General features: G+C 41.5%; 23 protein-coding genes and 4 tRNA genes. 19 read left to right on the top strand and 8 right to left on the bottom strand.

What is annotated here, in order from left to right:
- Nucleotides 1-473: 473 nt before the first annotated feature.
- The 6 genes from N6B01_RS08070 to N6B01_RS08045 all read right to left on the bottom strand — a co-directional run bounded on the left by N6B01_RS08070 (nt 474) and on the right by N6B01_RS08045 (nt 5,025).
- Nucleotides 474-2,150, bottom strand: coding sequence for an aq_1923 C-terminal domain (locus N6B01_RS08070; protein WP_262078218.1), 1,677 nt, complete (start codon nt 2,148-2,150; stop codon nt 474-476).
- Nucleotides 2,151-2,529: 379 nt separating this feature from the next.
- Entirely contained in the window at nt 2,530-3,129 is a 600-nt protein-coding gene (locus N6B01_RS08065; protein WP_262078217.1) for a DUF4291 domain-containing protein, read from the bottom strand.
- A 140-nt stretch (nt 3,130-3,269) separates the two neighbouring features.
- Nucleotides 3,270-4,025 (bottom strand): competence/damage-inducible protein A, encoded by a 756-nt coding sequence (locus tag N6B01_RS08060; RefSeq protein WP_262078216.1) that lies wholly within the window; start codon nt 4,023-4,025, stop codon nt 3,270-3,272.
- Nucleotides 4,026-4,127: 102 nt separating this feature from the next.
- Nucleotides 4,128-4,553 (bottom strand): hypothetical protein, encoded by a 426-nt coding sequence (locus N6B01_RS08055; protein ID WP_262078215.1) that lies wholly within the window; start codon nt 4,551-4,553, stop codon nt 4,128-4,130.
- 279 nt (nt 4,554-4,832) lie between these two features.
- A tRNA-Val gene (locus N6B01_RS08050) sits at nt 4,833-4,908 on the bottom strand.
- A 41-nt stretch (nt 4,909-4,949) separates the two neighbouring features.
- Nucleotides 4,950-5,025 (bottom strand) — tRNA-Val (locus N6B01_RS08045).
- A gap of 224 nt (nt 5,026-5,249) precedes the next feature.
- Between N6B01_RS08045 and N6B01_RS08040 the strand changes: the two genes are divergently transcribed.
- The 18 genes from N6B01_RS08040 (at nt 5,250) to N6B01_RS07955 (ending at nt 22,584) form a co-directional block, all read left to right on the top strand.
- Nucleotides 5,250-5,326: transfer RNA gene (locus tag N6B01_RS08040), tRNA-Asp, on the top strand.
- Between the two features lie 479 nt (nt 5,327-5,805).
- A tRNA-Asp gene (locus N6B01_RS08035) sits at nt 5,806-5,882 on the top strand.
- A gap of 780 nt (nt 5,883-6,662) precedes the next feature.
- Nucleotides 6,663-7,028, top strand: a complete 366-nt coding sequence (locus N6B01_RS08030) for an NADH-quinone oxidoreductase subunit A (RefSeq protein WP_182417251.1) — start codon at nt 6,663-6,665, stop codon at nt 7,026-7,028.
- Nucleotides 7,019-7,597, top strand: coding sequence for a NuoB/complex I 20 kDa subunit family protein (locus tag N6B01_RS08025; RefSeq protein WP_182417250.1), 579 nt, complete (start codon nt 7,019-7,021; stop codon nt 7,595-7,597). Before N6B01_RS08030 ends, N6B01_RS08025 begins: the two co-directional genes overlap by 10 nt.
- Nucleotides 7,598-7,606: 9 nt before the next feature.
- A complete protein-coding gene (locus N6B01_RS08020) occupies nt 7,607-8,218 on the top strand; it encodes an NADH-quinone oxidoreductase subunit C (protein ID WP_182417249.1) in 612 nt (203 codons plus the stop codon).
- Complete coding sequence (locus tag N6B01_RS08015) at nt 8,215-8,661, top strand: GFA family protein (RefSeq protein ID WP_182417248.1); 447 nt, start codon at nt 8,215-8,217, stop codon at nt 8,659-8,661. Before N6B01_RS08020 ends, N6B01_RS08015 begins: the two co-directional genes overlap by 4 nt.
- 2 nt (nt 8,662-8,663) lie before the next feature.
- Nucleotides 8,664-9,854 (top strand): NADH-quinone oxidoreductase subunit D, encoded by a 1,191-nt coding sequence (locus N6B01_RS08010; RefSeq protein WP_182417247.1) that lies wholly within the window; start codon nt 8,664-8,666, stop codon nt 9,852-9,854.
- On the top strand, nt 9,854-10,501 hold the full coding sequence (gene nuoE / locus N6B01_RS08005) for an NADH-quinone oxidoreductase subunit NuoE (protein ID WP_182417246.1): 648 nt from the start codon (nt 9,854-9,856) through the stop codon (nt 10,499-10,501). Before N6B01_RS08010 ends, nuoE begins: the two co-directional genes overlap by 1 nt.
- 64 nt (nt 10,502-10,565) lie before the next feature.
- Entirely contained in the window at nt 10,566-11,873 is a 1,308-nt protein-coding gene (nuoF, locus tag N6B01_RS08000; protein WP_262078214.1) for an NADH-quinone oxidoreductase subunit NuoF, read from the top strand.
- Nucleotides 11,874-11,927: 54 nt separating this feature from the next.
- On the top strand, nt 11,928-14,006 hold the full coding sequence (gene nuoG / locus N6B01_RS07995; RefSeq protein WP_262078213.1) for an NADH-quinone oxidoreductase subunit NuoG: 2,079 nt from the start codon (nt 11,928-11,930) through the stop codon (nt 14,004-14,006).
- 27 nt (nt 14,007-14,033) lie between these two features.
- Nucleotides 14,034-15,071 carry an NADH-quinone oxidoreductase subunit NuoH gene (gene nuoH, locus N6B01_RS07990; RefSeq protein ID WP_182417244.1) on the top strand — a complete coding sequence of 346 codons (1,038 nt, stop codon included), beginning with the start codon at nt 14,034-14,036 and terminating at the stop codon, nt 15,069-15,071.
- 12 nt (nt 15,072-15,083) lie between these two features.
- On the top strand, nt 15,084-15,575 hold the full coding sequence (gene nuoI, locus N6B01_RS07985) for an NADH-quinone oxidoreductase subunit NuoI (protein ID WP_182417243.1): 492 nt from the start codon (nt 15,084-15,086) through the stop codon (nt 15,573-15,575).
- 202 nt (nt 15,576-15,777) lie between these two features.
- Nucleotides 15,778-16,392: an NADH-quinone oxidoreductase subunit J gene (locus N6B01_RS07980; RefSeq protein ID WP_262078212.1), complete on the top strand. Its 615-nt coding sequence runs from the start codon at nt 15,778-15,780 to the stop codon at nt 16,390-16,392.
- A 13-nt stretch (nt 16,393-16,405) separates the two neighbouring features.
- Nucleotides 16,406-16,714, top strand: a complete 309-nt coding sequence (gene nuoK, locus N6B01_RS07975) for an NADH-quinone oxidoreductase subunit NuoK (RefSeq protein WP_182417241.1) — start codon at nt 16,406-16,408, stop codon at nt 16,712-16,714.
- 6 nt (nt 16,715-16,720) lie between these two features.
- Nucleotides 16,721-18,703 carry an NADH-quinone oxidoreductase subunit L gene (gene nuoL / locus N6B01_RS07970; RefSeq protein WP_262078211.1) on the top strand — a complete coding sequence of 661 codons (1,983 nt, stop codon included), beginning with the start codon at nt 16,721-16,723 and terminating at the stop codon, nt 18,701-18,703.
- The gene (locus N6B01_RS07965) at nt 18,703-20,238 is read left to right on the top strand and encodes an NADH-quinone oxidoreductase subunit M (protein WP_262078210.1); all 1,536 of its coding nucleotides are present in this window, start codon (nt 18,703-18,705) and stop codon (nt 20,236-20,238) included. The genes nuoL and N6B01_RS07965 overlap by 1 nt, the downstream gene beginning before the upstream one ends.
- Before the next feature lie 14 nt (nt 20,239-20,252).
- Entirely contained in the window at nt 20,253-21,746 is a 1,494-nt protein-coding gene (gene nuoN / locus N6B01_RS07960) for an NADH-quinone oxidoreductase subunit NuoN (protein ID WP_262078209.1), read from the top strand.
- A gap of 34 nt (nt 21,747-21,780) precedes the next feature.
- On the top strand, nt 21,781-22,584 hold the full coding sequence (locus N6B01_RS07955; protein WP_262078208.1) for a biotin--[acetyl-CoA-carboxylase] ligase: 804 nt from the start codon (nt 21,781-21,783) through the stop codon (nt 22,582-22,584).
- Nucleotides 22,585-22,641: 57 nt separating this feature from the next.
- Here the strand turns inward: N6B01_RS07955 and N6B01_RS07950 are convergent, their stop codons facing one another.
- Together N6B01_RS07950 and N6B01_RS07945 are read right to left on the bottom strand one after the other, a co-directional pair.
- Nucleotides 22,642-23,682 (bottom strand): GlxA family transcriptional regulator, encoded by a 1,041-nt coding sequence (locus N6B01_RS07950; protein ID WP_262078207.1) that lies wholly within the window; start codon nt 23,680-23,682, stop codon nt 22,642-22,644.
- 442 nt (nt 23,683-24,124) lie between these two features.
- Entirely contained in the window at nt 24,125-24,250 is a 126-nt protein-coding gene (locus N6B01_RS07945; RefSeq protein WP_410007206.1) for a LysR family transcriptional regulator, read from the bottom strand.
- 628 nt (nt 24,251-24,878) lie between these two features.
- On the opposite strand from N6B01_RS07945, the gene N6B01_RS07940 reads away from it, so the two are divergent.
- The gene (locus tag N6B01_RS07940; RefSeq protein ID WP_262078206.1) at nt 24,879-25,139 is read left to right on the top strand and encodes a hypothetical protein; all 261 of its coding nucleotides are present in this window, start codon (nt 24,879-24,881) and stop codon (nt 25,137-25,139) included.
- Nucleotides 25,140-25,229 lie beyond the last annotated feature (90 nt).

Below are 25,229 nucleotides of genomic sequence, written 5' to 3'. Positions count from 1 at the left end.
GCGAGAAAGAACGTTTTAGGGCGTAATATGTGGTAAAGTAGATTTTGCCTTGATAATAAATTTAGATGGAGCGCGCCGACCTAATGCTTTGGTCGATTTTGTGGGTTGGCCAAAGTTTGGTTTAGAAAATTCAAAGCTGATCTTTTAAAAACGTATTATATACGCATCAAAAAATGTAAAACGAGTTTAAACATACGCTTTTGTGATAAGCAAAAACCGCAAAATAATAACTAGCATTAAACTTGCGTAGTTAGTCATATTCATTTTCAAGCGAATGTTGGAATAATCGGCAAAAAGTGTTTTTAAAAGCAATATCGCAATCTTCTACCTGTAATATTTTGTTGCAAATGATGGGTTAGTGTAAGCCATCAATTAAAACAATTACATTGTGTAACATTGAATATTTAAAAAAATAAAAAAGCGGATTGATTTTGTATCACTCCGCTTTCCATGTAATTAAATTGACAGGCTAATTAATGAGGTTTGCCTGTTGATGTCACTCTAAAATCAAGCTTATCTAAAATTGCAGGTAGGTCCGCCTGCGAAATTAATAAATCAAGTAGGCTAAGCCCAGCCGGTGCTTTTGAAACGATATGGATATTAACGGTGCCAGGGTTGTCCACAAAGCTTCCTAAGGCCTCAGAAATCGCATTTGCATCCTTATGGTTTTTCAAAAGTGCTGGTGGGCTTTTAACTGCGATTTCACGTATGTCGGCACGCAGATTGGCTTCACTCACGCCGCCATATGGTGCACCAGATTTAATGATCCGTTCAAATGCACCATAATCGCTAAATGCAATATCTAAACTTTGCAAGGTAATGCCTGAAGCCACCATAGTCATTTGAAGCAAATCACCCGAAAAAAATGCGGGGGCGACGTTTTTAAATTTACCTGATATTTGGGCTTGTCCCATATCTTTGCCGGTAAAACTTAATTCGTTAATATTCAACGAATTGTCATCACGGTTCCAATTTAGGTTCATGACAAAGGAAAGATCCATCTGGGCATACCCCATATCTCTTAGTGTCTGGATTTCTTTACTTGGCAAGTCGGCTAAATCAAAAAGAACGTTGTCAGCCTTGATCAAAAGCGATTCTGGAATGACACTGTTCCAACTGCTTGGGGTTATTTCAAATGATCCAACGGACAATTTACCACTTGCTGTATCAACGACAAGATTTTCTAATCTTCCATTTATTTTTGCGATATTTTGAAGCAATTGCACAAGTGTTTTGGTTGCGGTACTGCGCTCTTCTTTACTCGCATTGCTATTTTTTAAAACAGCCATTGCAGCTTTGGCTTGTCCAATAGGGTTTTGTCCCAAGTTGCGCAACGAAAAGCCTTCGGTTTTAAGTGCGCCTAAACTAGCATGAAACTCTTTGCCATCGCTTAATCCTGCATCTAACTTTACGTTCGAAAGATTTAGAGGGCCAAATAAATCCACTACGGATTGATTTTGTGAAAGAGTATTTTCTAAGAAACTGTAGGCTGAGGCAACATCAATATTTTTTGCACTAGCGGCACCGCTTTCTATGCGTAAGCCGGACAGTTCACCTTGTGTGAAGTTTGATGTGGTTTGCATTGAATCAAAACCGATAAAGGCGATTTTTCCCTTATCAAGATTATCAAGCTTAAAACCTTTTATAGTTGCTGTTTCCTGTGCACCATTTAAGTTAGAAACAAGATTAATATCACCTGCGCGTATAGAGGACAGGCCAATTTGCATCAACATTTGCAACTTTTTTGACTGAATTGTCACATCCTTGCCATTTTGTACAATGCCATCGACATGAAGCTGCGGAATTTGCAAGCTTACTCCACCATGCTCAACCTTTACATCATAAAGATCGGCAACGCCTTTAAAACTGCTAACAGGTGGACGGGCAGATATTTCCCGAACTGTAATAATTGTTCCATCAGAAAGGGGAATTCGTACTTTATAAAGATTAGCCTTGCCGGTTAATCCAATGCTCCAGCTTTCTAATTCAACGCCATATTTATTGATTTCTTTATTAACGAAATCATTAATCTGCGGTCTTGCAACAACAAAAGCAACCCCGCCAATAACAACCAAAACAATGATTATCCCAAACAGGTAGATGAAACTACGCAATATAAATCTTTTTAGCCAATTGCCAACAGATGCCATGTTGTTCTCTCATTTAGAAGTAATGGATATACGAAAATAATGGAGATGAGCCTCATACTCTAATCTCATTATTTTGATTTTTGCATTTCCATGTTAATATGGTTTTACTATGATAATAAATTGCTTTTAAAACAATTTTATACCTATTTTCAAGCTGCAACGGTTTTATAAACCAATATTAAGGCATTAATTACCTATATAATAAATTAACTTGGCCAAAAATAATGGTTTCATAATTCTGCGGCTTACCGTTAAATCTAATTAATTTGATAGATGGAGATAAGGGCGCGGGCTAATTTTTAGTTGCTCGACCTAAAAGACACCTTTTGCAGACAAAAATAGACGTTGTTATTTTTCGTCTTAAAGATTATATTTAAACTTAGTTATCCATGCTAATTATTTTTTTAATTTTTTGTGGCAATGGATAAACAGTTTCTTGCGGTAATTGTTGCAATAGTTCATCTTCTTTACCCGCATCGAGTAGCTTTTTCATTTGCTTTACTTGCGACGTAATATCGCTAATGGCAACAATCCACTCGTTAACATATTTTTCAACCATTGCTCCAGATATGCCAATTTGCAGTGAGCGGTGGTCTTGCGGTTTGCTGTAAATATCGCGCTCAGGATCCCATTGAATGCGTATAGGGCTATTTTTTAACTGTTGATTCCACTCGTCATGGGATTGATGATGCTCAGCGTCAAAATGGCTAAGGCAGGAGTGGGAAAGCGCATATTCAACCCCCTCTCTGGTAATATCGATTGCTAAAACCCGTTGCTGCCCAACATCTTTTTGGGCCCAGCCACAGCGATACATCATCCACAAAAAGGATGGTTTAATCCATGTCATACGGGTAAGGCTAAAGGGGGGAGAGCTAAAAGTCCCTTTTTTGATTGCTGCATCAGCAATACCATTATTAAAAGCTTGATATACACGAATAGTGTCTTGGTTAAAAATTGCACGAATTTGTCGTTTGTTCATTATTATTAAATTTTCCTAACTATTTTTATTTTTTATTTTAGCAAGTTAGATTTTTTGCCCTAACTTGCTTTTAAATTCTATAGAACATCATAAATATCGCAATATATAAATGTAAAATCAGTATTTTAAAAAGATAGGTATTATTTTTCTAACTCTTTGATCATGCTTAATACTTCCGCACTTGCTTTATCTAATGCAGTTGCATCCTTACTTTTTATGACGAGTTCAACAGAAAACGGATTTTCTTTATTTTCTGAAAATTTGGGGTAAGAACCGATAATTGTTTGTGGGTTGGCTTTTTGTATTTCGCCTAGTTTTTGGCTGATGACACCTTCACCAAAGGGGCAGTTAATTGAGATGGATTGAAAAGGTGTACCTTTATCTAAACTTGGCAAAATTGCATTGAGCATCGCATTAAAAACATTGGGAACGCCGGCAAGTACAAAAACATTGCTAATTTTAAAGCCGGGTGCTGCTGACACCGAGTTTGCTATTAAGCTTGCTCCTTGCGGTGTTCTTGTCATCAAACGGCGGGCAGGGGTAAAAGGCACATCACGCTCTTTATAATAATCACTAAGAATCAATTCGGCTTCGGGATTGAAAATACAAGGAAGATCAAAAGCCTTTGATATTGATTCTGCGGTAATATCATCATGGGTTGGCCCTATGCCGCCACTGGTAAAAACATAATCATATTGGGCTCTAAGAGCATTAATGCCAGCAATAATTGCAGTGTCTTCGTCGCCAACAATACGTACTTCTTTTAATTCAATTCCGACTTGAGTTAAAGTTTCAGCAAGGAGCGCAATATTTTTGTCTTTTGTTCGGCCTGAAAGCAATTCGTCGCCAATGGCAAGCATGGCAGCTGTATATGAATTAGTTGAGTTATTGTTCATGGTAATTTCCTATGCAGCTCAATAAAATTGATTCTGTTTGTTATTGCCATTTTGTCGTTACATGATGTGAGGGCAAACTGCCCCCAATAAGTCCCGTGATAATTAGCGGCGGTTTAATATTTCTTTGGTTGAATAGACATTTAAATGGCTTGGGCGGTCATTACCATTATAGAATCGAACTAACCAATGGGTTCTTGTCGCGCCACCAGCAGTTATTCCAGCATTCAATCCGTTGGGGGTAGATGCACCAGCGTCACCAAAGCCATTGGGATTGCGTCCATAATCTACGGTAAAGCGCGGCCTGCTTGATGATTCTGGACGTTTTGTCTCAAGGGTGAAATACTCAAAGCCTCGTCTTTGGGCAATTCCTGCTGCCCTTGTTAACGTCTGTGGTTGAATTTCACCACCATCGTAAAAACGGCTTTCAAATTCTGCTGATGTATTATCAGGTGATAGTTGCGCTGGTAACGTGCTATTGCAGGCAGTTAAAACTATGAGCGCTGAAAAAAGAAAGCCAAGTTTTTTCACTGTAAATTCCTCATCTGTTTAAATATCCATCATATTCATTAAATTATGAAACTCTATTTAAAGAATCAAATAAGAAATTAAGTAGATAATAGTGTGTTTAAAGTTAGGCTTTAAGCAGGATATTACGCTTTTGCTTAAGTAACGAAAAAACTAGCTGCTGTAGATTTATTTTTAAACCTTATGGAAATTGACCATTGTAACTAAACAAGCGGATATAAAGCCAAGTTATTGCGAAGCAGCTGGTAGTAAAATTACTCTAAGATTTCAAAGTGGAAATAATGGTGGGCGATGAGAGACTCGAACTCCCGACATCTTCGGTGTAAACGAAGCGCTCTACCAACTGAGCTAATCGCCCTTTTATAACTTTCTATTTCTTACAATTATAATAAGAAATAATGGTGGGCGATGAGAGACTCGAACTCCCGACATCTTCGGTGTAAACGAAGCGCTCTACCAACTGAGCTAATCGCCCCCGTTAAGGGTAGGCACTCTCTAATTGATAGTTTTGCAAAGTGCAAGCAAAAAAAATGAAAAATTGCATTTTTTTGTAAATTTTAGAAAAAAGCGAAGAAAAGTGAAATTTGTGTCGATTTTCTAAAATATGTGGTTGACGAATCCATTTTAACCTTTTAAACGGTGCCAACGCCAAACAAATAGCTGTTGTTTAAATAGTTTATTGGCTTGGTTGATAAGTGCGCGGGTGTAGCTCAGTTGGTTAGAGTGCCGGCCTGTCACGCCGGAGGTCGCGGGTTCGAGTCCCGTCACTCGCGCCACTTAACCTTTCAAAAATGTTTTTTGATTAATTGGGTTTGGTGGCTTTACTGCACACTTTAATCAATAGCTGATTGTTCTTTTTCCCTTTATGTCTAGTTTTACTATCTATTGGCTTAAGTTGGCTGGTGTTTTTGCCTGCTTTTGCGCCCTGTTAGATAGGTTAATTCTTATTCATTTTATCTTTGTTGTTTTTTTGCTATCCTCGCAAACTGCATTCCTGTCTACATTTAACGTTTTGGTGAAAGTCATTATTATTCAAAAGGCCTTCTTAGTATTTTGTGCCTTGTGTTATGGGCTGAGGTAGTGGCCGTTTGGCTGACTGTGGCATTTAACAATAAAAAATGGATAAATTGAAATTATTTCAATTAAAGCGCTTGACTTCTTTGTTTGAACGTCTTAGACACCGCTCACGCCAGACGAAATGGTGATGAAAATTCGATAATAAGAAAGTTCAGTAACTAACGGTTTCGTCAAATGCGCGGGTGTAGCTCAGTTGGTTAGAGTGCCGGCCTGTCACGCCGGAGGTCGCGGGTTCGAGTCCCGTCACTCGCGCCACTAAACTTTAAGTTTAGTGGCGCTATTAATTTTCCCTACATAAAATAATATGTTATAATTCTGGTTTATGCTAGCTTTGTTAGTTTTTGCTTTAGTTGCAATATTGGCTCATTGTAGCTTTGCTTGTTCAGTTTATGTTTTGTGGTGATTTCTATTTAGCGCTTAATGCTATCGACTCATCTTGCTCTTGTAAAAGCGTTTAGATTTAACTCTGGTAATTTCACTTGTTCTATTTAATTTGTCATTACTCCATTGGGTGGTGATATTTGCAAGGGAACGCAAAACGATCAGCTACCTATGCTGTGACTATCATCTAAATTGTAATAAATTAAGTTGAACTTGTGTTAGAATGATTCTATGGTTGCATCATGATTTTTGCTCAAATCTGCTAGTTTTGGCGAAAATATGGTGGCTTCTCAATAAAGTGAAGATTAGTGTCTTGTATCTTTAATCTGAGAAACCATATTGAAAGATATTATAGCAAAAATACCGTAAATTCTATGGTGTTAGGGAAAAGTTGAGTTGTGAAGTAGGGTTTTTGGATAATTCTATTTCATCTGTTAACAGTAAGCAAAATGTCGCATAAATTATCTTTTTTGTGATAAAACTATTGCTTGTTTGTGTACTCTGCGTTAACCCTTGCGACAAATTTCGCGCAGCATGCCCTTGAAGCTGTTTGGGCGAGGAAAATGTCTAAAGAGATTCTTTGGTGCACTGAGCTGTTTTCTTAAATGCAAAGTGTTTAATGGCGTTGCCTCGTTTGAAAAGGTGTTAAAGGATATGCCTGATATTCTGATGAATTACCTGCCTGTATTGATATTTATTATAGTATCATTGGTGATTGCAGGTGCTTTGTTGATTATGCCCTATATTGTGGCTTATCGTTCGCCCGATCCAGAAAAATTATCTGCTTATGAATGTGGCTTCAACTCGTTTGATGATGCGCGCATGAAATTTGATATTCGTTTTTATCTTGTTTCAATTCTATTCATTATTTTCGATCTTGAAGTAGCTTTTCTTTTCCCGTGGGCGGTTGCTTTCCGTGATATCGGGATGTTCGGGTTTTGGTCAATGATGCTGTTTTTAGGCGTTTTGACTGTAGGCTTTATCTATGAATGGAAGAAAGGGGCTCTGGAATGGAATTGACCGGAAATAAGACTTTGGTCGCGCCGCAGCCTAAAGGAATTATTGATCCTAATACTGGCAAGCTTATTGGTGCTGACGACAAGTTCTTCCAGGATATTAATGCCGAGCTTTCTGATAAGGGTTTCTTGGTTACATCTACAGATGCGCTCGTTACTTGGGCGCGTACTGGTTCATTGATGTGGATGACCTTTGGTCTTGCTTGCTGTGCAGTTGAGATGATGCATTGTTCAATGCCGCATTATGATAATGAGCGTTTTGGTTATGCTCCGCGCGCTTCTCCGCGCCAATCAGATGTTATGATGGTTGCTGGTACGCTTACCAATAAAATGGCTCCCGCATTGCGCAAAGTTTATGATCAGATGCCTGAGCCGCGTTATGTGATTTCAATGGGCTCATGTGCAAATGGTGGTGGCTACTACCATTATTCCTATTCGGTTGTGCGTGGTTGTGATCGTATTGTTCCTGTAGATATTTATGTTCCTGGTTGTCCTCCTACTGCTGAAGCGCTGCTTTATGGTGTGCTTTTATTGCAGAAGAAGATACGCCGTACCGGTTCGATCGAGCGCTAGGAGAGTATTATGGCTTCTGAAGCAATTGAAGATCTCAATAGCTATCTTGCTGAGCGTATAGGTTCTAAGGTGTTGAGCCAAGAGATTGCTTATGGTGAGTTAAATCTTTTGGTTGATCCTGCCGAGCTGCTTGGTGTGTTGACATTCTTGCGTGACGATGTGCAGTGTCAATTCATCTGTATTATTGACGTTAGTGGTGTTGATTTCCCATCGCGTGAAAAGCGCTTTGATGTATCTTATCATCTTTTGTCACCACGTCAGAATCTGCGCATTCGCGTTAAGGTTCAGGTCAGTGAAGATGAAGATGTGCCATCAGCTTTCAGTGTCTATCCAGGTGCGGATTGGTATGAGCGTGAAGTTTACGATATGTATGGCGTTTTGTTTTCAGATCATCCAGATTTGCGTCGTATCTTGACCGATTATGGTTTTGAAGGGCACCCATTGCGTAAAGATTTTCCAACTACTGGTTTTGTGGAGTGTCGCTATGACAATGAAGTAAAGCGGGTAGTTTATGAGCCTGTTGTTCTTCGTCAAGAAATGCGCAGCTTTGACTTTTTGTCACCTTGGGAAGGTACAGATTATGTTCTGCCTGGTGATGAAAAAGCAGGAGAGCGGAAATGAATCTAGGTCAGCCAGAAGAAAGCACTTTCATTCGCGAGGGTAAATGTCTTTGTGGTGATGTGCATTTTAAGGCAAAGCTATCTGGTATAGATGTCGGCATATGCCATTGTCATATGTGCCAGAAAATGTCTGGTGGCGTTTTTATGTCCCTAGCGGTTGATCCAGCGATTGAAGTGCTGGGTAATGTTGAATTTTCAGTTTATCCATCGTCTTCTTGGGGCGAGCGGCTGTTTTGTTCATCATGTGGAAGTTCGCTTGGTTGGCGTATGCGTGATGGATCAATGGTCTATTTAAGTGCTGCTGCATTTGACGATCAAAGTGGTTTTGAATTGAAAAGTGAAATTTATTACGACGAAAAACCGCATTTTTATGAATTTGCAAATGAAACGCGTAAGATGACCGGTAAGGACATTGAGGCGCTCTTTTCAAACGGAGGGATTTGATCGTGGCTGAGGTCAATGTCCGTAATTTTAATATCAATTTTGGTCCGCAGCATCCAGCAGCGCACGGCGTGTTGCGCTTGGTATTGGAGCTCGATGGTGAAGTGGTAGAGCGGGTTGATCCGCATATTGGGCTTCTGCATCGCGGTACAGAAAAGTTGATGGAAACTAAGACCTATTTGCAAGCGGGTCCCTATCTTGATCGTTTGGACTATGTTGCGCCAATGAATCAAGAGCATGCCTATGTGCTCGCCATTGAAAAAATGCTCAAAGTTGAGGTGCCAAAGCGTGGCCAGCTCATTCGTGTGCTTTTTTCCGAAATTGGTCGTATTTTAAACCACCTTCTTAATGTTACCACGCAAGCCATGGACGTTGGTGCTTTAACGCCACCACTTTGGGGCTTTGTGCAGCGCGAAAAAATGATGGTATTTTATGAGCGCGCTTGTGGTGCTCGTCTTCACGCCAATTATTTCCGTCCAGGTGGTGTTCATCAAGATTTGCCAGAGCAGTTGGTTGAAGATATTGGTGCATTTCTTGATCCGTTTCTTGAAGCGCTTGGTAATTTGGATGCGCTTATTACACCTAATCGTATTTTCAAACAACGTAACGTTGATATTGCAACGGTTTCGCTTGAAGATGCATGGGCTTACGGTTTTTCTGGTGTTATGGTGCGTGGCTCGGGCGCGGCTTGGGATTTACGTAAAAGCCAACCTTATGAATGCTATGAAGAAATGGAATTTGATATTCCAGTCGGTAAAAATGGCGATTGTTATGATCGTTATCTTGTCCGCATGGAAGAAATGCGCCAATCAGTTCGTATTATTCGCCAATGTGTCGAGCGTTTGTTAAGTTCAGAAAAGACTGGCCCTGTTTCGAGTGTTGATCAAAAAATTACCCCGCCAAAACGCGGTGATATGAAGCGTTCAATGGAAGCGCTTATTCATCACTTCAAACTCTTTACTGAAGGTTTCCACGTTCCTGCGGGTGAAGTTTATGCAGCAGTGGAAGCGCCAAAAGGCGAATTCGGTGTCTATCTCGTCGCAGATGGTACCAATAAGCCATATCGTGTGAAATTACGTGCGCCAGGTTATGCACATCTACAAGCAATGGATTTCTTGTGTAAGGGTCACATGCTTGCAGACGTTGCTGCTATCCTTGGTTCCCTTGATATTGTTTTTGGAGAGGTTGATCGCTAATGTCTGTTCGCCGTCTCGCTGATGAATCTGTACAGCCCGATACATTTGCTTTTAATGCTGAAAATATGGCATGGGCTGAAAAAACTATTGCTAAATATCCTGAAGGTCGCCAGCAATCGGCGGTTATTCCTTTGCTCATGCGTGCGCAAGAGCAAGATGGTTGGGTCACACGCGCGTCAATTGAGTATATCGCTGATTTGCTCGGTATGGCTTATATTCGTGTTTTGGAAGTAGCAACATTTTATACGCAGTTCCAGTTAAAGCCAGTGGGTACAAAAGCCCATGTGCAAATATGTGGTACAACTCCTTGCATGCTTCGTGGTTCAGGTGAATTGATCAAGCTTTGCAAGAATAAGATTAATGAACATGCATTTGAAACCAATGCGGACGGCACGCTTTCATGGGAAGAGGTCGAATGTTTGGGCGCTTGCGTTAATGCACCAATGGTGATGATTTTCAAAGATACCTATGAAGACCTAACACCAGAGCGTTTAGAAGAAATTATTGATGCTTTTGAGCGTGGTGAAGGTGCGTCAGTCCCTGTTGGGCCGCAAAATTCGCGCAAGTCATCAGAACCAATCACAGGATTAACGTCATTGCTTGATGGTGATCAGGTAAAAGCTCAAGCAGTAAAGCCTAAAGAGTAGTTATGTTAATGAGTGAGATTGCTTTAAAAGCCGATGGTTGCGGACGGAAAGGAATAGGTGAGACATGCTAGCTGATAAGGATCGCATATTCACCAATATTTACGGATTAAAAGACACATCTCTTAAAGGTGCTATGTCTCGTGGCTGTTGGGACGGCACCAAAGGCATTATCGAAAAAGGCCGTGATTGGATCATCAATGAGATGAAAGCATCTGGTTTGCGTGGCCGTGGCGGTGCGGGTTTCCCGACTGGCATGAAATGGTCATTCATGCCAAAGGTCAGTGATGGTCGTCCTCATTACTTAGTTGTCAATGCCGATGAGTCCGAACCTGGTACGTGTAAAGATAGAGAGATCTTGCGTCACGATCCTCATACTTTGATTGAAGGCTGTGTTATTGCAACTTTTGCAATGGGCGCTCATACTGCTTTTATTTACGTACGCGGTGAATATATTCGCGAACGTGAAGCGCTGCAAGCAGCTATTGATGAATGCTATGATGCAGGACTTTTGGGTAAAAATCCAAAACATGGCCATCCTTGCGATATTATTGTGCATCATGGTGCCGGTGCTTATATTTGTGGTGAAGAAACTGCGCTGCTTGAAAGCTTGGAAGGCAAAAAAGGCCAGCCACGTTTGAAGCCGCCATTTCCAGCTAATATGGGTATTTATGGTTGCCCTACAACCGTTAATAATGTTGAATCCATTGCTGTTGCGCCAACTATTTTACGTCGTGGTGCAGAATGGTTTGCAGCTATTGGTCGTCCTAATAATGTGGGCACCAAATTATTCATGATTTCAGGTCATGTAAATACACCTTGCACCGTTGAAGAAGCTTTGGGCATTACTTTCCGTGAGCTTATTGAAAAACATGCCGGTGGTGTCCGTGGTGGATGGGATAATTTCTTAGGCGTTATCCCAGGCGGTGCATCTTGTCCTGTCGTTCGCGGTGAAGACATGATCGATGTGATCATGGATTTTGACGGTTTAAGGGAAGTTAAGTCTTCTTTTGGTACTGGCGGTGCGATTGTTATGGATAAATCGACCGATATTATTAAAGCTATTTGGCGTATTGCAGCATTTTTTAAGCATGAAAGCTGTGGCCAATGTACACCATGCCGTGAAGGTACTGGTTGGATGATGCGTCTTTTGGGGCGCATGGTTGAAGGGCGCGCGCAAAAGCGCGAAATAGACCTTTTATTTGATGTGTCGAAGCAGGTTGAAGGGCATACGATTTGTGCGCTCGGCGATGCTGCTGCTTGGCCTATTCAGGGGCTTATTCGTAATTTCCGCCCTGAAATTGAAAAGCGGATTGATGAATATACCCATAATGCAGTGCAAAGCCGTAATATTGCGCTTGAAGCTGCTGAATAGGTTTTTTGGTTTAATTTCTAGGATAGGCGGCGAGGCCGCCGGTTTGGAAAAACGATGGCAAAGATCATAGTTGACGACAAGGAGATCGAGGTTCCCGATCACTATACGTTGCTACAAGCAGCGGAAGAGGCCGGAGCCGAGGTGCCCCGCTTTTGTTTTCACGAGCGTTTGTCTATCGCCGGCAATTGCCGCATGTGTTTGGTTGAAGTAAAAGGTGGGCCACCTAAACCACAGGCTTCCTGTGCAATGGGTGTAAAAGACTTGCGCCCCGGTCCTAATGGTGAGCCACCGCAGATCTTTACAAAAACACCTATGGTAAAGCGCGCGCGTGAAAACGTCATGGAATTTCTTCTTATCAACCACCCGCTTGATTGCCCCATTTGCGATCAGGGCGGCGAGTGTGATTTGCAAGATCAAGCAATGGCTTATGGTCGTGACTTCTCACGTTATCAAGAAGATAAGCGTGCGGTAGAAGATAAATATATTGGGCCGTTAGTAAAGACAGTGATGACGCGTTGCATTCACTGCACACGTTGTGTGCGCTTTACCACCGAAGTTGCAGGTATTTCTGAGTTGGGGCTTATTGGTCGCGGCGAAGACGCTGAAATCACCACCTATCTTGAAAAGGCAATGACATCAGAGCTTCAGGGCAATGTTATCGATCTTTGTCCTGTTGGTGCTTTGACATCACGCCCATATGCTTTCAATGCACGCCCTTGGGAACTTAGCAAGACTGAAACTATTGACGTTATGGATGCGGTTGGTTCAGCTATCCGTGTTGACTCGCGTGGACGCGAAGTTATGCGTATTATGCCACGGGTTAATGAAGCGATTAATGAAGAATGGATTTCAGATAAGAGCCGCTTCATTTGGGATGGTTTAAAAACCCAGCGTCTTGATCGCCCTTATATTCGCAATGGCCAAGGTCGGTTAATGTCAGCAAGTTGGCAAGAAGCTTTTGCGGCGATTAAAGTCGCGATTGATAAGGCAAATGCCACCAAAATTGGTGCTATTGCTGGTGATCTTGCGACAGTTGAAGAAATCTATTCGCTAAAATCATTGCTTAATGCGCTTGGCTCCACCCATTATGATTGCCGCCAAGATGGCGCAGCCCATGATCCAAAAGCGGGTCGCGCTAGCTATATTTTCAATACAACGATTGCCGGTATTGAGCAGTCCGATGCATTGATTATCATTGGTAGTAATCCACGTTTTGAAGCATCGGTTCTTAATGCCCGTATTCGTAAACGCCAAAGAAAGAGCGATTATCCAATTGCTGTGATTGGCGAGCGTGGTGAAATGCGCTATCCTTTCGAATATCTTGGGGCAGGGGAAGAAACACTCAGTCAACTTATTGATGGCAAGCTTTCATTCCTTGAAAAATTGAAAACTGCTCAAAAACCTATGATTATACTTGGTCAGGGTGCACTTAGCGGCGAGAATGGTGCTAATATTGCAAAGGCGGCTGCAAAGCTTGCTACAATTATTGGTGCGGTTAATGACGAGTGGAATGGCTTTAATGTCCTTCACACTGCAGCCTCACGCGTTGGCGGACTTGATCTTGGTTTTGTTGCCGAAGATAATGCAAGGGCAAAAGACGTAGTAAGTGATAGCGAAGTATTATTCTTGCTTGGCGCTGATGAAATTGATTTGAATGCTAAAAAAGGCTTCACAATTTATATTGGTAGCCATGGCGATAATGGCGCACATAATGCAGATATTATTTTGCCCGGTGCAGCTTACACTGAAAAATCAGGTATTTTTGTAAATACTGAAGGCCGTGTACAGATGACCAATCGTGCAACTTTTGCTCCTGGTGAAGCAAAAGAAGATTGGGCAATTTTACGTGCATTGTCTGATGTTTTGGGTGTGCGTTTGCCTTATGACTCACTTGGCGCTTTAAGACGTAAGCTTTATAGTGAATATCCGCATTTTGCCGCCATTGATGATATTTTGGTGGGTGACGTTAAGGATATTACCACTTTGGCTAATGGCTTTAAAACCCTTGGTTCAGCAAAATTCGTTTTACCTATACAAGATTTCTATCTTACCAATCCGATCGCACGCTCATCTGCCATTATGGCTGAGTGCTCGGCGCTTGCAAGCGGTCGCATTCCGCAAGCAGCAGAATAATGGTTACAAGAGGAAGAGTGATATAAAATGTTAGATTTCTTCTTGATGCAGATATTGTTGCCAATCGGGCAGTCGCTATTATTTATTGTAGCGCTGTTGGTTATCATTGCATTCTTGCTTTTAGCAGATCGTAAGATTTGGGCAGCGGTTCAATTGCGTCGCGGTCCCAATGTTGTTGGTCCATTTGGTCTTTTCCAATCTTTTGCGGATTTGATTAAGTTTATTGTTAAAGAACCTGTCATTCCAGCCGGTGCAAATAAAGGTATTTTCCTTCTTGCTCCATTCATTTCGGCAGGCCTTGCCCTTTGTGGTTGGGCGGTTATTCCGGTTAATGAAGGGTGGGCAGTTGCTGATATTAATGTCGGCATGCTTTATGTATTCGCTATTTCTTCGTTAGAAGTTTATGGTGTTATTATGGGCGGCTGGGCATCAAACTCCAAATATCCATTTCTTGGTGCATTGCGCTCTGCCGCGCAAATGGTATCTTACGAAGTGTCCATTGGTTTTGTGATTGTGACTGTGCTACTTTGCGTAGGTTCGCTCGATCTTACTCAAATTGTGCTTGCACAAAAAGACGGTATCGGCACTATGGCTGGTTTGCCATTTGCATCATTCCTTGATTGGCATTGGTTAGGTCTTTTCCCAATGTTCGTTATTTTCTTTATTTCAGCACTTGCTGAAACAAATCGCCCACCTTTTGATTTGGTTGAAGCAGAATCTGAACTTGTGGCTGGGCACATGGTTGAATATTCTTCAGGCCCATATCTTCTTTATATGCTTGGTGAATATGTAGCGATTGTTTTGATGTGCGCCTTGACTACGATTTTATTCTTAGGTGGTTGGTTGCCGCCGCTTGATGTTTGGTGGCTCAATTGGATACCGGGTGTGTTCTGGTTCTTGTTCAAAGTTTGCGCTGTATTCTTTATGATTGCGATGGTTAAAGCTTTCGTTCCACGTTATCGCTATGATCAGCTCATGCGTCTTGGTTGGAAAGTCTTCTTGCCTATTTCACTTGCAATGGTCGTGCTTACGGCTGCATTCTTAAAAATTACTGGTCTGGCATAGGAGTTTAAGATAATGTCAAGTCTTTTCCAAGCTGCTAAATCTTTATTGCTACTTGAATTGGTAAGTGCCTTTTTTCTTGCCTGTAAGCAATTTGTAGCACCAAAGCCAACCATCAATTATCCTTATGAAAAAGGTCGTATTTCACCACGTTTTCGTGGTGAACATGCGTTGCGCCGTTATCCAAATGGTGAAGAACGCTGCATTGCTTGTAAATTATGTGAAGCTATTTGTCCTGCACAAGCTATTACCATTGAAGCTGGCCCACGCCGTAATGATGGTACAAGGCGTACAGTGCGTTACGATATTGACATGGTAAAGTGCATTTATTGTGGTTTTTGTCAAGAGGCATGCCCAGTTGAAGCGATTGTTGAGGGACCAAATTTTGAATTTGCGACCGAAACCCGCGAAGAGCTTTATTATGATAAGGAAAAATTGCTCGCTAATGGTGATCGTTGGGAGCGCGAAATTGCTCGCAATATTGCGCTTGATGCACCGTATCGTTAATAATTTAGTATAACCTTAATATCACATTGTAACTATTTGTTTTGTATGCGGTTATAGGGTTTTATTTAAAGCTGTTTAGGCAGCTTTTCGAGGGGCAAATATTTGACCCTCTTGTCATCGGAAGCTTCAATTGAGCTTCTTTCAGGCGAAGACGTGGCGCTTTCATTCCACGTCACTGCGTTGAATTATCTTGGGGAACCCCATGCTAACTGGTCCTGTGGTTGCGTTTTTTTATCTGTTCTCGTTCATTTTGATCGCAAGTGCCGTAATGGTGGTGGCGGCACGTAACCCCGTTCATTCGGTTCTTTTCCTCATTTTGGCTTTTTTCAATGCCGCAGCATTATTTTTGCTCACCGGCGCTGAATTTTTGGCCATGATCTTGCTTGTGGTTTATGTCGGTGCCGTTGCGGTATTGTTCTTATTTGTGGTCATGATGCTTGATGTGGACTTTGCCGAATTAAAGCGCGGTGCATTGCAATATGCACCAATTGGTGCGCTTGTCGGTCTTATTTTGCTTATTGAGCTTGTGGTTGTTTTTACTTCGAACTCGATCATTCCAGATGTTACCATTGCTGCAAAAGCGGCAAGTGATGTTGCTAAAACCAATACACAAGCGCTTGGTGAAATACTTTATACTGATTATGTATTGTATTTCCAATTAGCCGGTTTGGTGCTTTTGGTTGCTATGATTGGGGCAATTGTATTGACATTGCGTCACCGCCCTAATGTTAAGCGCCAATCAATTGCTGCCCAAGTTGCACGTACACCTGAAACTGCCATTGAGATTAAAAAAGTCGAATCCAATAAAGGTATTTAACGGGAAGAAAAAAATGCATATAGAAATTGCTCACTATCTGACCGTTTCGGCGATCTTGTTCACGATTGGCGTTTTCGGTATTTTTCTAAATCGTAAGAATGTTATTATTATTTTAATGTCGGTAGAGCTTATTTTGCTCTCGGCTAATTTAAATTTCGTAGCATTCTCTGCTGTTTTAAATGATTTGGTAGGCCAAGTCTTTGCACTTTTCGTGCTAACAGTTGCTGCTGCAGAAACAGCAATTGGTCTTGCCATACTTGTTGTATTCTTCCGTAATCGCGGTTCTATCGCGGTGGAAGATGTCAATATGATGAAAGGTTGACGCATCATGTTATTTGACGCAATCGTCTTCCTTCCACTAATTGGTTTTCTCATTGCTGGTCTTTTTGGCAATAGCATCGGTGCGCGTGCAAGTGAATTAGTCACCTGTAGCTTAATGGTTGTTGTTGCCATATTGTCTTGGGTTGCATTTATTACAATTGCAATGAATGCAAATGGTGAAACCCAGCATGTGGAGGTGCTTAGCTGGATTTTATCAGGTAGATTGGACTTTGATTGGGCTTTTCGGGTTGATACTCTAACCGCAATTATGTTGGTTGTTGTTAATACCGTATCGGCGCTTGTGCATATCTATTCCATCGGTTACATGCACCATGATCCAAGCCGTCCACGCTTTTTTGCCTATCTTTCGCTCTTCACCTTTATGATGTTGATGTTGGTCACGTCTGACAATCTCGTCCAAATGTTTTTTGGTTGGGAAGGCGTTGGTCTTGCATCTTATTTGCTTATTGGCTTTTGGTATCAAAAACCTTCAGCTAGCAAGGCAGCCATGAAAGCTTTCGTGGTGAACCGCGTTGGTGACTTTGGCTTCCTACTTGGCATGTTTAGCATTTTTGTGATTTTCGGTGTTGTTGGGTTTGAAGATATTTTTGCCCGTGCGGGTAGTGGCGACTATGTTAATACTTTTACGTTCTTAAGCTGGGAAGTTGACCGCACCAATGCATTGACGATTACCTGCTTATTGTTATTCATTGGTGCAATGGGTAAATCAGCGCAGTTTTTGTTGCATACTTGGTTGCCAGACGCGATGGAAGGCCCAACTCCAGTATCTGCTCTTATCCATGCGGCTACCATGGTGACGGCTGGTGTGTTCATGGTTGCACGTATGTCGCCAATCTTTGAGCTTTCGCCTACAGCCTTGACAGTCATTACCTTTATTGGTGCGACAACTGCATTTTTTGCGGCAACTGTTGGCCTTGTGCAAAATGATATTAAGCGCGTTATTGCTTATTCAACCTGTTCGCAGCTTGGTTATATGTTTGTGGCTCTTGGTGTTGGCGCTTATGGCGCGGCAGTATTCCATTTGTTCACCCACGCTTTCTTCAAGGCATTATTGTTCCTTGGCGCCGGTTCGGTGATCCATGCTGTGTCTGATGAACAAGATATGCGTCATATGGGTGGCTTGCGTAAATATATTCCAACCACTTATTGGATGATGATTATCGGTACAATCGCTTTGACTGGCGTTGGTATTCCAGGAACTGTTATTGGTACTGCAGGTTTCTTCTCCAAGGATGCAATTATTGAATCGGCTTACGCTGCCCACAATGCTGCATCAGGTTATGGTTTCTGGCTTCTTGTCATTGCCGCCTTTATGACCAGTTTCTATTCATGGCGTTTGATTTTCCTTACCTTCCACGGCAAACCACGCGCAACGGCTGACGTTATGCATCATGTGCATGAATCAGGGCCTGTTATGTTAGCGCCTTTATTCGTTTTGGCGGTTGGCGCTTTGCTTGCGGGCTTTATCTTTATGCCCTATTTCTTTGGCGATCATTATGACGCTTTCTGGAAAGGTGCATTATTTACGTCCGAGCATAATCATGTGATGCATGATGCTCATGGCGTGCCAGTTTGGGTAAAATGGTCACCCTTTATTGTTATGGCTCTTGGTTTCGTTCTTGCTTTTTGGTTCTATATCATTTCGCCAGCCGTTCCAAAGGCACTTGCAACAGCAATGCCACGCCTTTACAAATTCCTGCTCAATAAATGGTATATTGACGAATTATATGACGCTATTTTTGTTCGTCCCACCTTTGCCATTGGCCGTTTCTTCTGGAAGGTCGTTGACGGAAAAATAATTGACGGACTAGGACCAAATGGTCTTGCCAGTCTTGTTCTTACTATTACCAATAAGGTCGCTGTACGCATGCAAACCGGCTATCTCTATCATTATGCATTTGCGATGCTTATCGGTGTTGCAGCCCTCATCACTTGGATGATGTTTGGAACATTTTGGAGTGTAAACTGATGAGTGAGCATTATTGGCCAATTCTTTCAACGGTTACATTCCTGCCGTTACTCGGTGCATTGCTTATCCTCTTGATTAAAGAAGATGGTGAGGCTGCCAAGCGTAATATTCGTAATGTTACGCTATTAACCACTATTTTTGTATTTGTACTTTCGCTTGTCGTTTGGGCAGGTTTTGATCGCAGCAATGCTGGCTTCCAAATGGTTGAAAAACTTGTTTGGCTTACCAATTCTGAAGGTAAACCAGCAATCAGCTACCATATGGGTGTCGATGGTATTTCCATCTTATTTGTGGTGCTTACCGCATTTCTTATGCCATTTTGTATTCTTGCTAGTTGGGAAACAGTTCAAAAACGCGTAAAGCAATATATGATTATGTTTCTTATTCTAGAAACAATGGTTATTGGTGTATTTTGTGCGCTTGATGGTGTGCTATTCTATATCTTCTTTGAAGGTAGCCTTATTCCAATGTTTATCATCATTGGCGTATGGGGTGGTCAGCGCCGTGTTTATGCAAGTATAAAATTTTTCCTTTATACCTTGCTTGGTTCGCTTCTCATGCTTGTTGCCTTAATGGCAATGTATTGGAATGCTGGTACACTTGATATTGTTGAATTGTTAAACAATCACCATTTCCCTGCTTCCATGCAGACGTGGTTATGGCTTGCTTTCTTTGCGTCCTTTGCAGTTAAAATGCCAATGGTGCCAGTCCATACTTGGTTGCCAGATGCACACGTTGAAGCACCAACGGCAGGCTCGGTTATTCTTGCAGGTATTTTGTTGAAGCTTGGTGGCTATGGGTTCTTGCGTTTCTCGATCCCTATGTTCCCAGTTGCATCAGAATATTTTGCAAATTTCGTTTTTTTCTTGTCAGTTGCCGCAATTATTTACACCTCGGTGATCGCTCTTGCGCAAGAGGACATGAAAAAGCTCATTGCGTATTCATCAATTGCTCATATGGGCTATGTGACAATGGGTATTTTCTCCGCCAATGCCCAAGGCGTTGAAGGTGCGATTTATCAGATGATTTCGCATGGTTTTGTATCAGGTGCACTCTTCCTTTGTGTGGGTGTCATTTATGATCGCCTGCATACTCGCGAGATCGCGGCATTTGGTGGTCTTGTCAATAACATGCCCAAATATGCAACCGTATTTTTAATTTTCACCATGGCCAATGTCGGCTTACCGGGTACTTCGGGCTTTATTGGTGAATTTTTGACGCTGATTGGACTTTTCCAAGTCAATACTTGGTTTGCAGTTTTTGCAACCTCTGGGGTTATTCTCTCGGCTGCTTATGCGCTTTATCTTTACCGCCGGGTCATTTTTGGTCCGCTGGAAAAAGAAAGCTTGAAGGCTTTGCTAGATTTATCGCTACGGGAAAAATTCCTTCTCTACCCAATGGTTGTTTTGACTATTTTCTTCGGTATTTATCCAATGGCTATCTTGAATGTTATTTCAGGTGCCGTAAACAACCTTATTACCAATTATAATGATGCACTGCAGGCAATCGCTTCAAGTGCAACATTGATGCAATAGAAGAGGCAAATCTGATGCAGATTGATTTGATGGCTCAATTGACGCTCATGCTTCCAGAGCTAGTGATCGCAGTGGGTGCTCTTGTGTTGCTCATGGTGGGCGTATATTCAAAACAGCAATCTTATACAATGATAACCACGCTTGCGGTTGTTGTTTTAGCTGCGGCTCTTGTATTATTAGTAGTGTTTCCGCCGTATGGTAACGTGTTTGGCGATGCCTTGATTATGGATAGCTATAGCCGTTACATGAAAGTTCTAACCGTGATTGGTGCGCTTGTCGCACTGGTTATGTCGGTTGGCTATGCCAAGAATTACGGTTTTGATAAGTTTGAATTTCCAATCATCGCCTTGCTTTCAACTATTGGCATGATGCTCATGATTTCAGCTGGCAATATGCTATCACTTTATATGGGCTTGGAATTGCAATCTCTTGCCCTTTATGTGCTTGCTGCCTTTAACCGTGATAATGCTCGCTCATCTGAAGCTGGTCTTAAATATTTCGTTTTGGGTGCTTTGTCTTCAGGCATGTTGCTCTACGGTATTTCACTGGTTTACGGCTATACTGGCCATATTGGTTTCATGGAAATCGCCCAAAGCTTCTCAGGTGGTCATCCGCCACTTGGTCTTATCTTTGGTATGGTATTTGTGCTTGCGGGTCTTGCATTCAAAATTTCTGCTGTTCCATTTCATATGTGGACGCCCGATGTTTATGAAGGTTCGCCAACACCTGTAACTGCCTTTTTTGCCGGTGCTCCAAAAGTTGCAGCTATTGCGCTTATTGGTCGTATTGTGGTTATGGGCTTTAGTCCAGACCATATTGGTGCACAATCAAGCATTATGCCTGCAGCGCAGCAAATTCTTGTGTTCATTGCAATTGCCTCGATGATCCTTGGTGCTTTTGCTGGTATTGGCCAAAAGAACATTAAGCGCCTAATGGCTTATTCATCCATTACCCATATGGGCTACGCGCTTGTTGGTCTTTCTGCTGCTGCTGGAGCAGGGTCTTTGGAAATTGCTACAGCTGGTGTACAAAGTATCATCATTTATATGACGATTTACCTTGTTACCACGCTTGGTGCATTCGCCTTTATTCTAGCTATGCGTAATCGCGATGGTAATGTTGAAGAAATCAGTGACCTTGCTGGCCTTGCTTGGAGCAATCCTTTTATGGCAGCAATCATGACCATGCACATGTTCTCACTTGCCAGCATTCCGCCTTTGGCTGGGTTCTTTGGTAAATGGTACACATTCTCAGCGGCCGTTGGTGCTGGCTTGGTGCCACTCGCCGTCATTGGTATGATGGCATCGGTTGTTGGTGCTTTTTACTACTTGCGCCTTATCAAAGTGATGTGGTTTGATGAATCCAAGGGCGGCTTCTTAGCTTTGCCAAATGAATTACGCATTGTATTATTCTTGAGCGGTGTATTTGGATTGTTCTATGTGTTCTTTGCTGTATGGATTACACCATGGGCAGCAACAGCCGCACAATCCCTTTTCATGGCACAATAATTACGACGTAGACAATAATTAAGTAAAGTTTCAAATGGTTGTTCGCCTTTCTTCGCAAGCAAAAAAAGCTGGTTATCGGGTTGAGTTTTATGAACTTTTAGACTCAACCAATCAACTAGCCACTGAGTTTGCAAAGAACGGCGACCAAGGAAAATTATGGATAGTTGCAGATGAGCAGCTAGCAGGGCGTGGGCGGCGTGGTCGCCAATGGGTTAGTCCCAAAGGTAATTTTTTTGTTTCACTATTATTGGTGGACGATTTTGCGCCGCATAATGCCGCAACATTAGGTTTTGTAACCGGCGTCTCATTAATCGAAGCGTTAGAACAACACAAGCGTTCCATCGGCTTTGGCATTTTCAATGAACCTGTCAAATTAAAATGGCCCAACGATCTTTTGGTGGGCGATGCCAAATTATCTGGTATTTTATTGGAACTGGTGACTTTACCAAACCAAAATCACGCAATCATTATTGGTATTGGTGGCAATATTGTCAGCTCGCCCGATAATATGCCTTACCCTACTGCCGCCTTGCACAATATTGGCTATAATATTGATGCAGCACAATGGTTTGAAAGCCTATCGGATACATGGGCAACCAATTATAATTTATGGGATAAGGGAAAAAACCTTAGCGCAATTCGCGATAAATGGCTGCAACATGCCGCTAATCTAGGTGGGCGGGTTAATATCATGGTCAATGGTAAATTAATCACTGGGGTTTTTGAAACTATTGATGAAAATTGCCAATTAGTTATTTACCAAGATAATGGCGTGCGCAAAACAATATCTGCAGGTGAAGTGCATTTTACCAACCAAGTATTTACCGCCAAACAATAATCACAAAGTCAGTTAGCATCTTTAAAATCGAGTGTCTTTTTGCCAGATTTCTAAGGCTTAACTTATGTCCTTGTTTTTAGCACGCAGGTCAAAGGGCTTTTTACCAAAACGGCGGCGAAACATGCGGCTTAAATGCGATGAGTCGCAAAAGCCACATTGGATTGCAATTTCCGCAAGGGGCTTGTTGGTGGTTTCAATAAGTGTGCGGGCAAAATTAAGCCGCATATCAATAAATGCCGCTTGTGGTGAAGTTGCAAGGGCTTGCTGAAAATGGCGCTCTATTTGCCGTTTATTATGGCCTATTGTTTTGGCTATATCATCTATAGATAATGGACAATCAATATTTTGCTGCATCATATGCAATGATTTCGCAACGACAGGGTTATCGCTATGCCATTCTTGGGGGATAGTTGGCTGCGTTTTATCTGGGGGGAACGGTTCATTAGCCGCCAATGTATGCAAAGCCTTACGTGCTTCGCTTCGCCCGATATGTTTTGCTACAATGTAGGAAGCAAGTTGGCTGGAACCTGCCGCACTATCGGTGCTTAAGCGGTCTCGGTCAATGATGAAGCTTTTATCCATAACAGAGCGCAAACCACTATATTTTTCTAAAAAAGTTTGACCGCGCAATGGGCTAAGGCAAGTTTGATAGCCTTCCATGAGACCCGCCGCGTGGATAATAAGGCTGCCAGTACCGATACCACCAAGCGTAATTTTGCTTTGTGCTGTAAGATGGAGAAAATCAATATAGCTACTATCAAGTTCGTTTAGGCTATCCGTGTAACGGCCAACCACAATTACATAATCAAAATTTTTTGGGGCAATGAGTAACTGGTTAGGGTGTACGCCAATACCACTACTTGAAAAAATTGGGTTCATGGAATTGGATAAAACAGACCAATGACATGGCGTTTGATTGATGCTTGCAACCTTATTATTGGCAAGGGTTAATACATCAATAAAATTTGCAAATGCGCTCAAGGCAAAGTCGTTAGCAAGAATAAATCCAATTGAAAATCTTGGCTGCTTAAGGGATTTATTATTTGCAGCTTTGGGAGTTGCTGTTTGTTGATCGGCGATATGATCTTGCCTCTCCATGCACAATCTCTCCATAACTATCTCATTTGCGAGTTGGATAGATATATTCAATCGAATAATTCTAAATTGCAATAGTTTTATTTCTCGATAAGTACAGAAGCTATCCAAACAAATTCAAGTAAGTCTGTGATTGTGGGATTTTTTGATTGAGATTGCGGTGATTTATCGCATGTGGATAGCTAGCCGCTATTTGTTTTTTTACAGAGTGATTGTCTTTTTATATTTTTTACTGATAACTATCGGGTATCAGCATATGTCTTTATTTGAGATTAACGCTCAAATAGGTGATTAGGTTGTCGCCTCTTTATAATCCTTTGCTAACTTTCGGTATATTCATCGGCGCAAAGGTCACCATGCAGCCTACGACAATTTGTTTGCGCAACTAGTTTGTTATATCATCCGTTACATTATTAAGTTTTCAGTTTCATCAATGATTTTTTGCTCAAATAAACGCCTTTTTACCTGCTGAAGTTAAAGCCAGCCCTTGAGCATGCTGTCGAATAAGCAATTTTGCTTGCAATTCTTCCTCAATATTGGCAATTGCAGTCGATATTGATGGCGAGGACACCTTAACCCGTTCAGGCGCAAGACTAATGTACCAGTTTCCGCATTAGCTATAAAATATTCAACTTGTCTTAAAGTAATGCGTATGATTGCGTTTCCATTAAAATTGAAATTGCGATATATTTAGAATTATTAATATAAAGAATTTAAATGACATAGTCATAATAATTAGAATTTTTATTCTATTTAGTCGATTAACAAATTGCAAAAAAATATAAAAGGGTCTTGCCTAGTTAAGTGACAATTACTCGTCATAAGGCTATGATAAGACGTGAAAAATAAGCATTCCATTCGTAGTAGAATTTTAAAACAGAAAATTCGTGATGTTGTTCGCTGTTCGGTGGTTGATTTTGGTTAACGACATTTCCATGTTGACCATTTGCTAAGATGAATTTGCAAGGGGCGTGTTTATATCAAGGGTATTGAAGGCTTTGGGGATTAGCAAAAGTAAGGCTCAGCAAATTTAAAAGCATTCCTGAAAAGACGTTCCATCTGCATCTTAAAGAATGAGAATGGATATTTAACAACCTATCTTACGATAAAGCAAAAATTTTGCTACAATAGCTAAGGTTAAACCCGTTTAATTAGGCAACACCTTTTATTTATTATTTTGTTGTGTAATGGTGGTGTATATGATGAAAAATATAAGTGTTTTATTGGTCTTTATTTTTATTTCTGCATGTTCAACTGTATCAGGAACTTATCGTATTGTTGCACATGATGCTAATGGTAAAGAGTTAGGACCAAAAATTAATTTAACAGATGCTACAAGCGATATGTTTGGAAAATATCGGCGAATGCTTTGCAAGTTTAATCCAAAATCCGTTGTTACAATTAAAAATACCCAAACGGGTCAAGATATGGTTGGTTTAAGCCCTTATCAATGTCCATAATTGCTTTTGTTACATTCTAGGGGCAGGACCCATTAATTTGAACGAAATGGTATGAGGAAATTTTTGTGAGAACAAGAAGAAGAGCCGCCG

The sequence above is a fragment of the Bartonella sp. HY406 genome (assembly GCF_025449315.1).
In the GTDB taxonomy this organism is placed as follows: Bacteria; Pseudomonadota; Alphaproteobacteria; order Rhizobiales; family Rhizobiaceae; genus HY038.
This window is presented reverse-complemented; position numbering and strand designations above follow the sequence as displayed.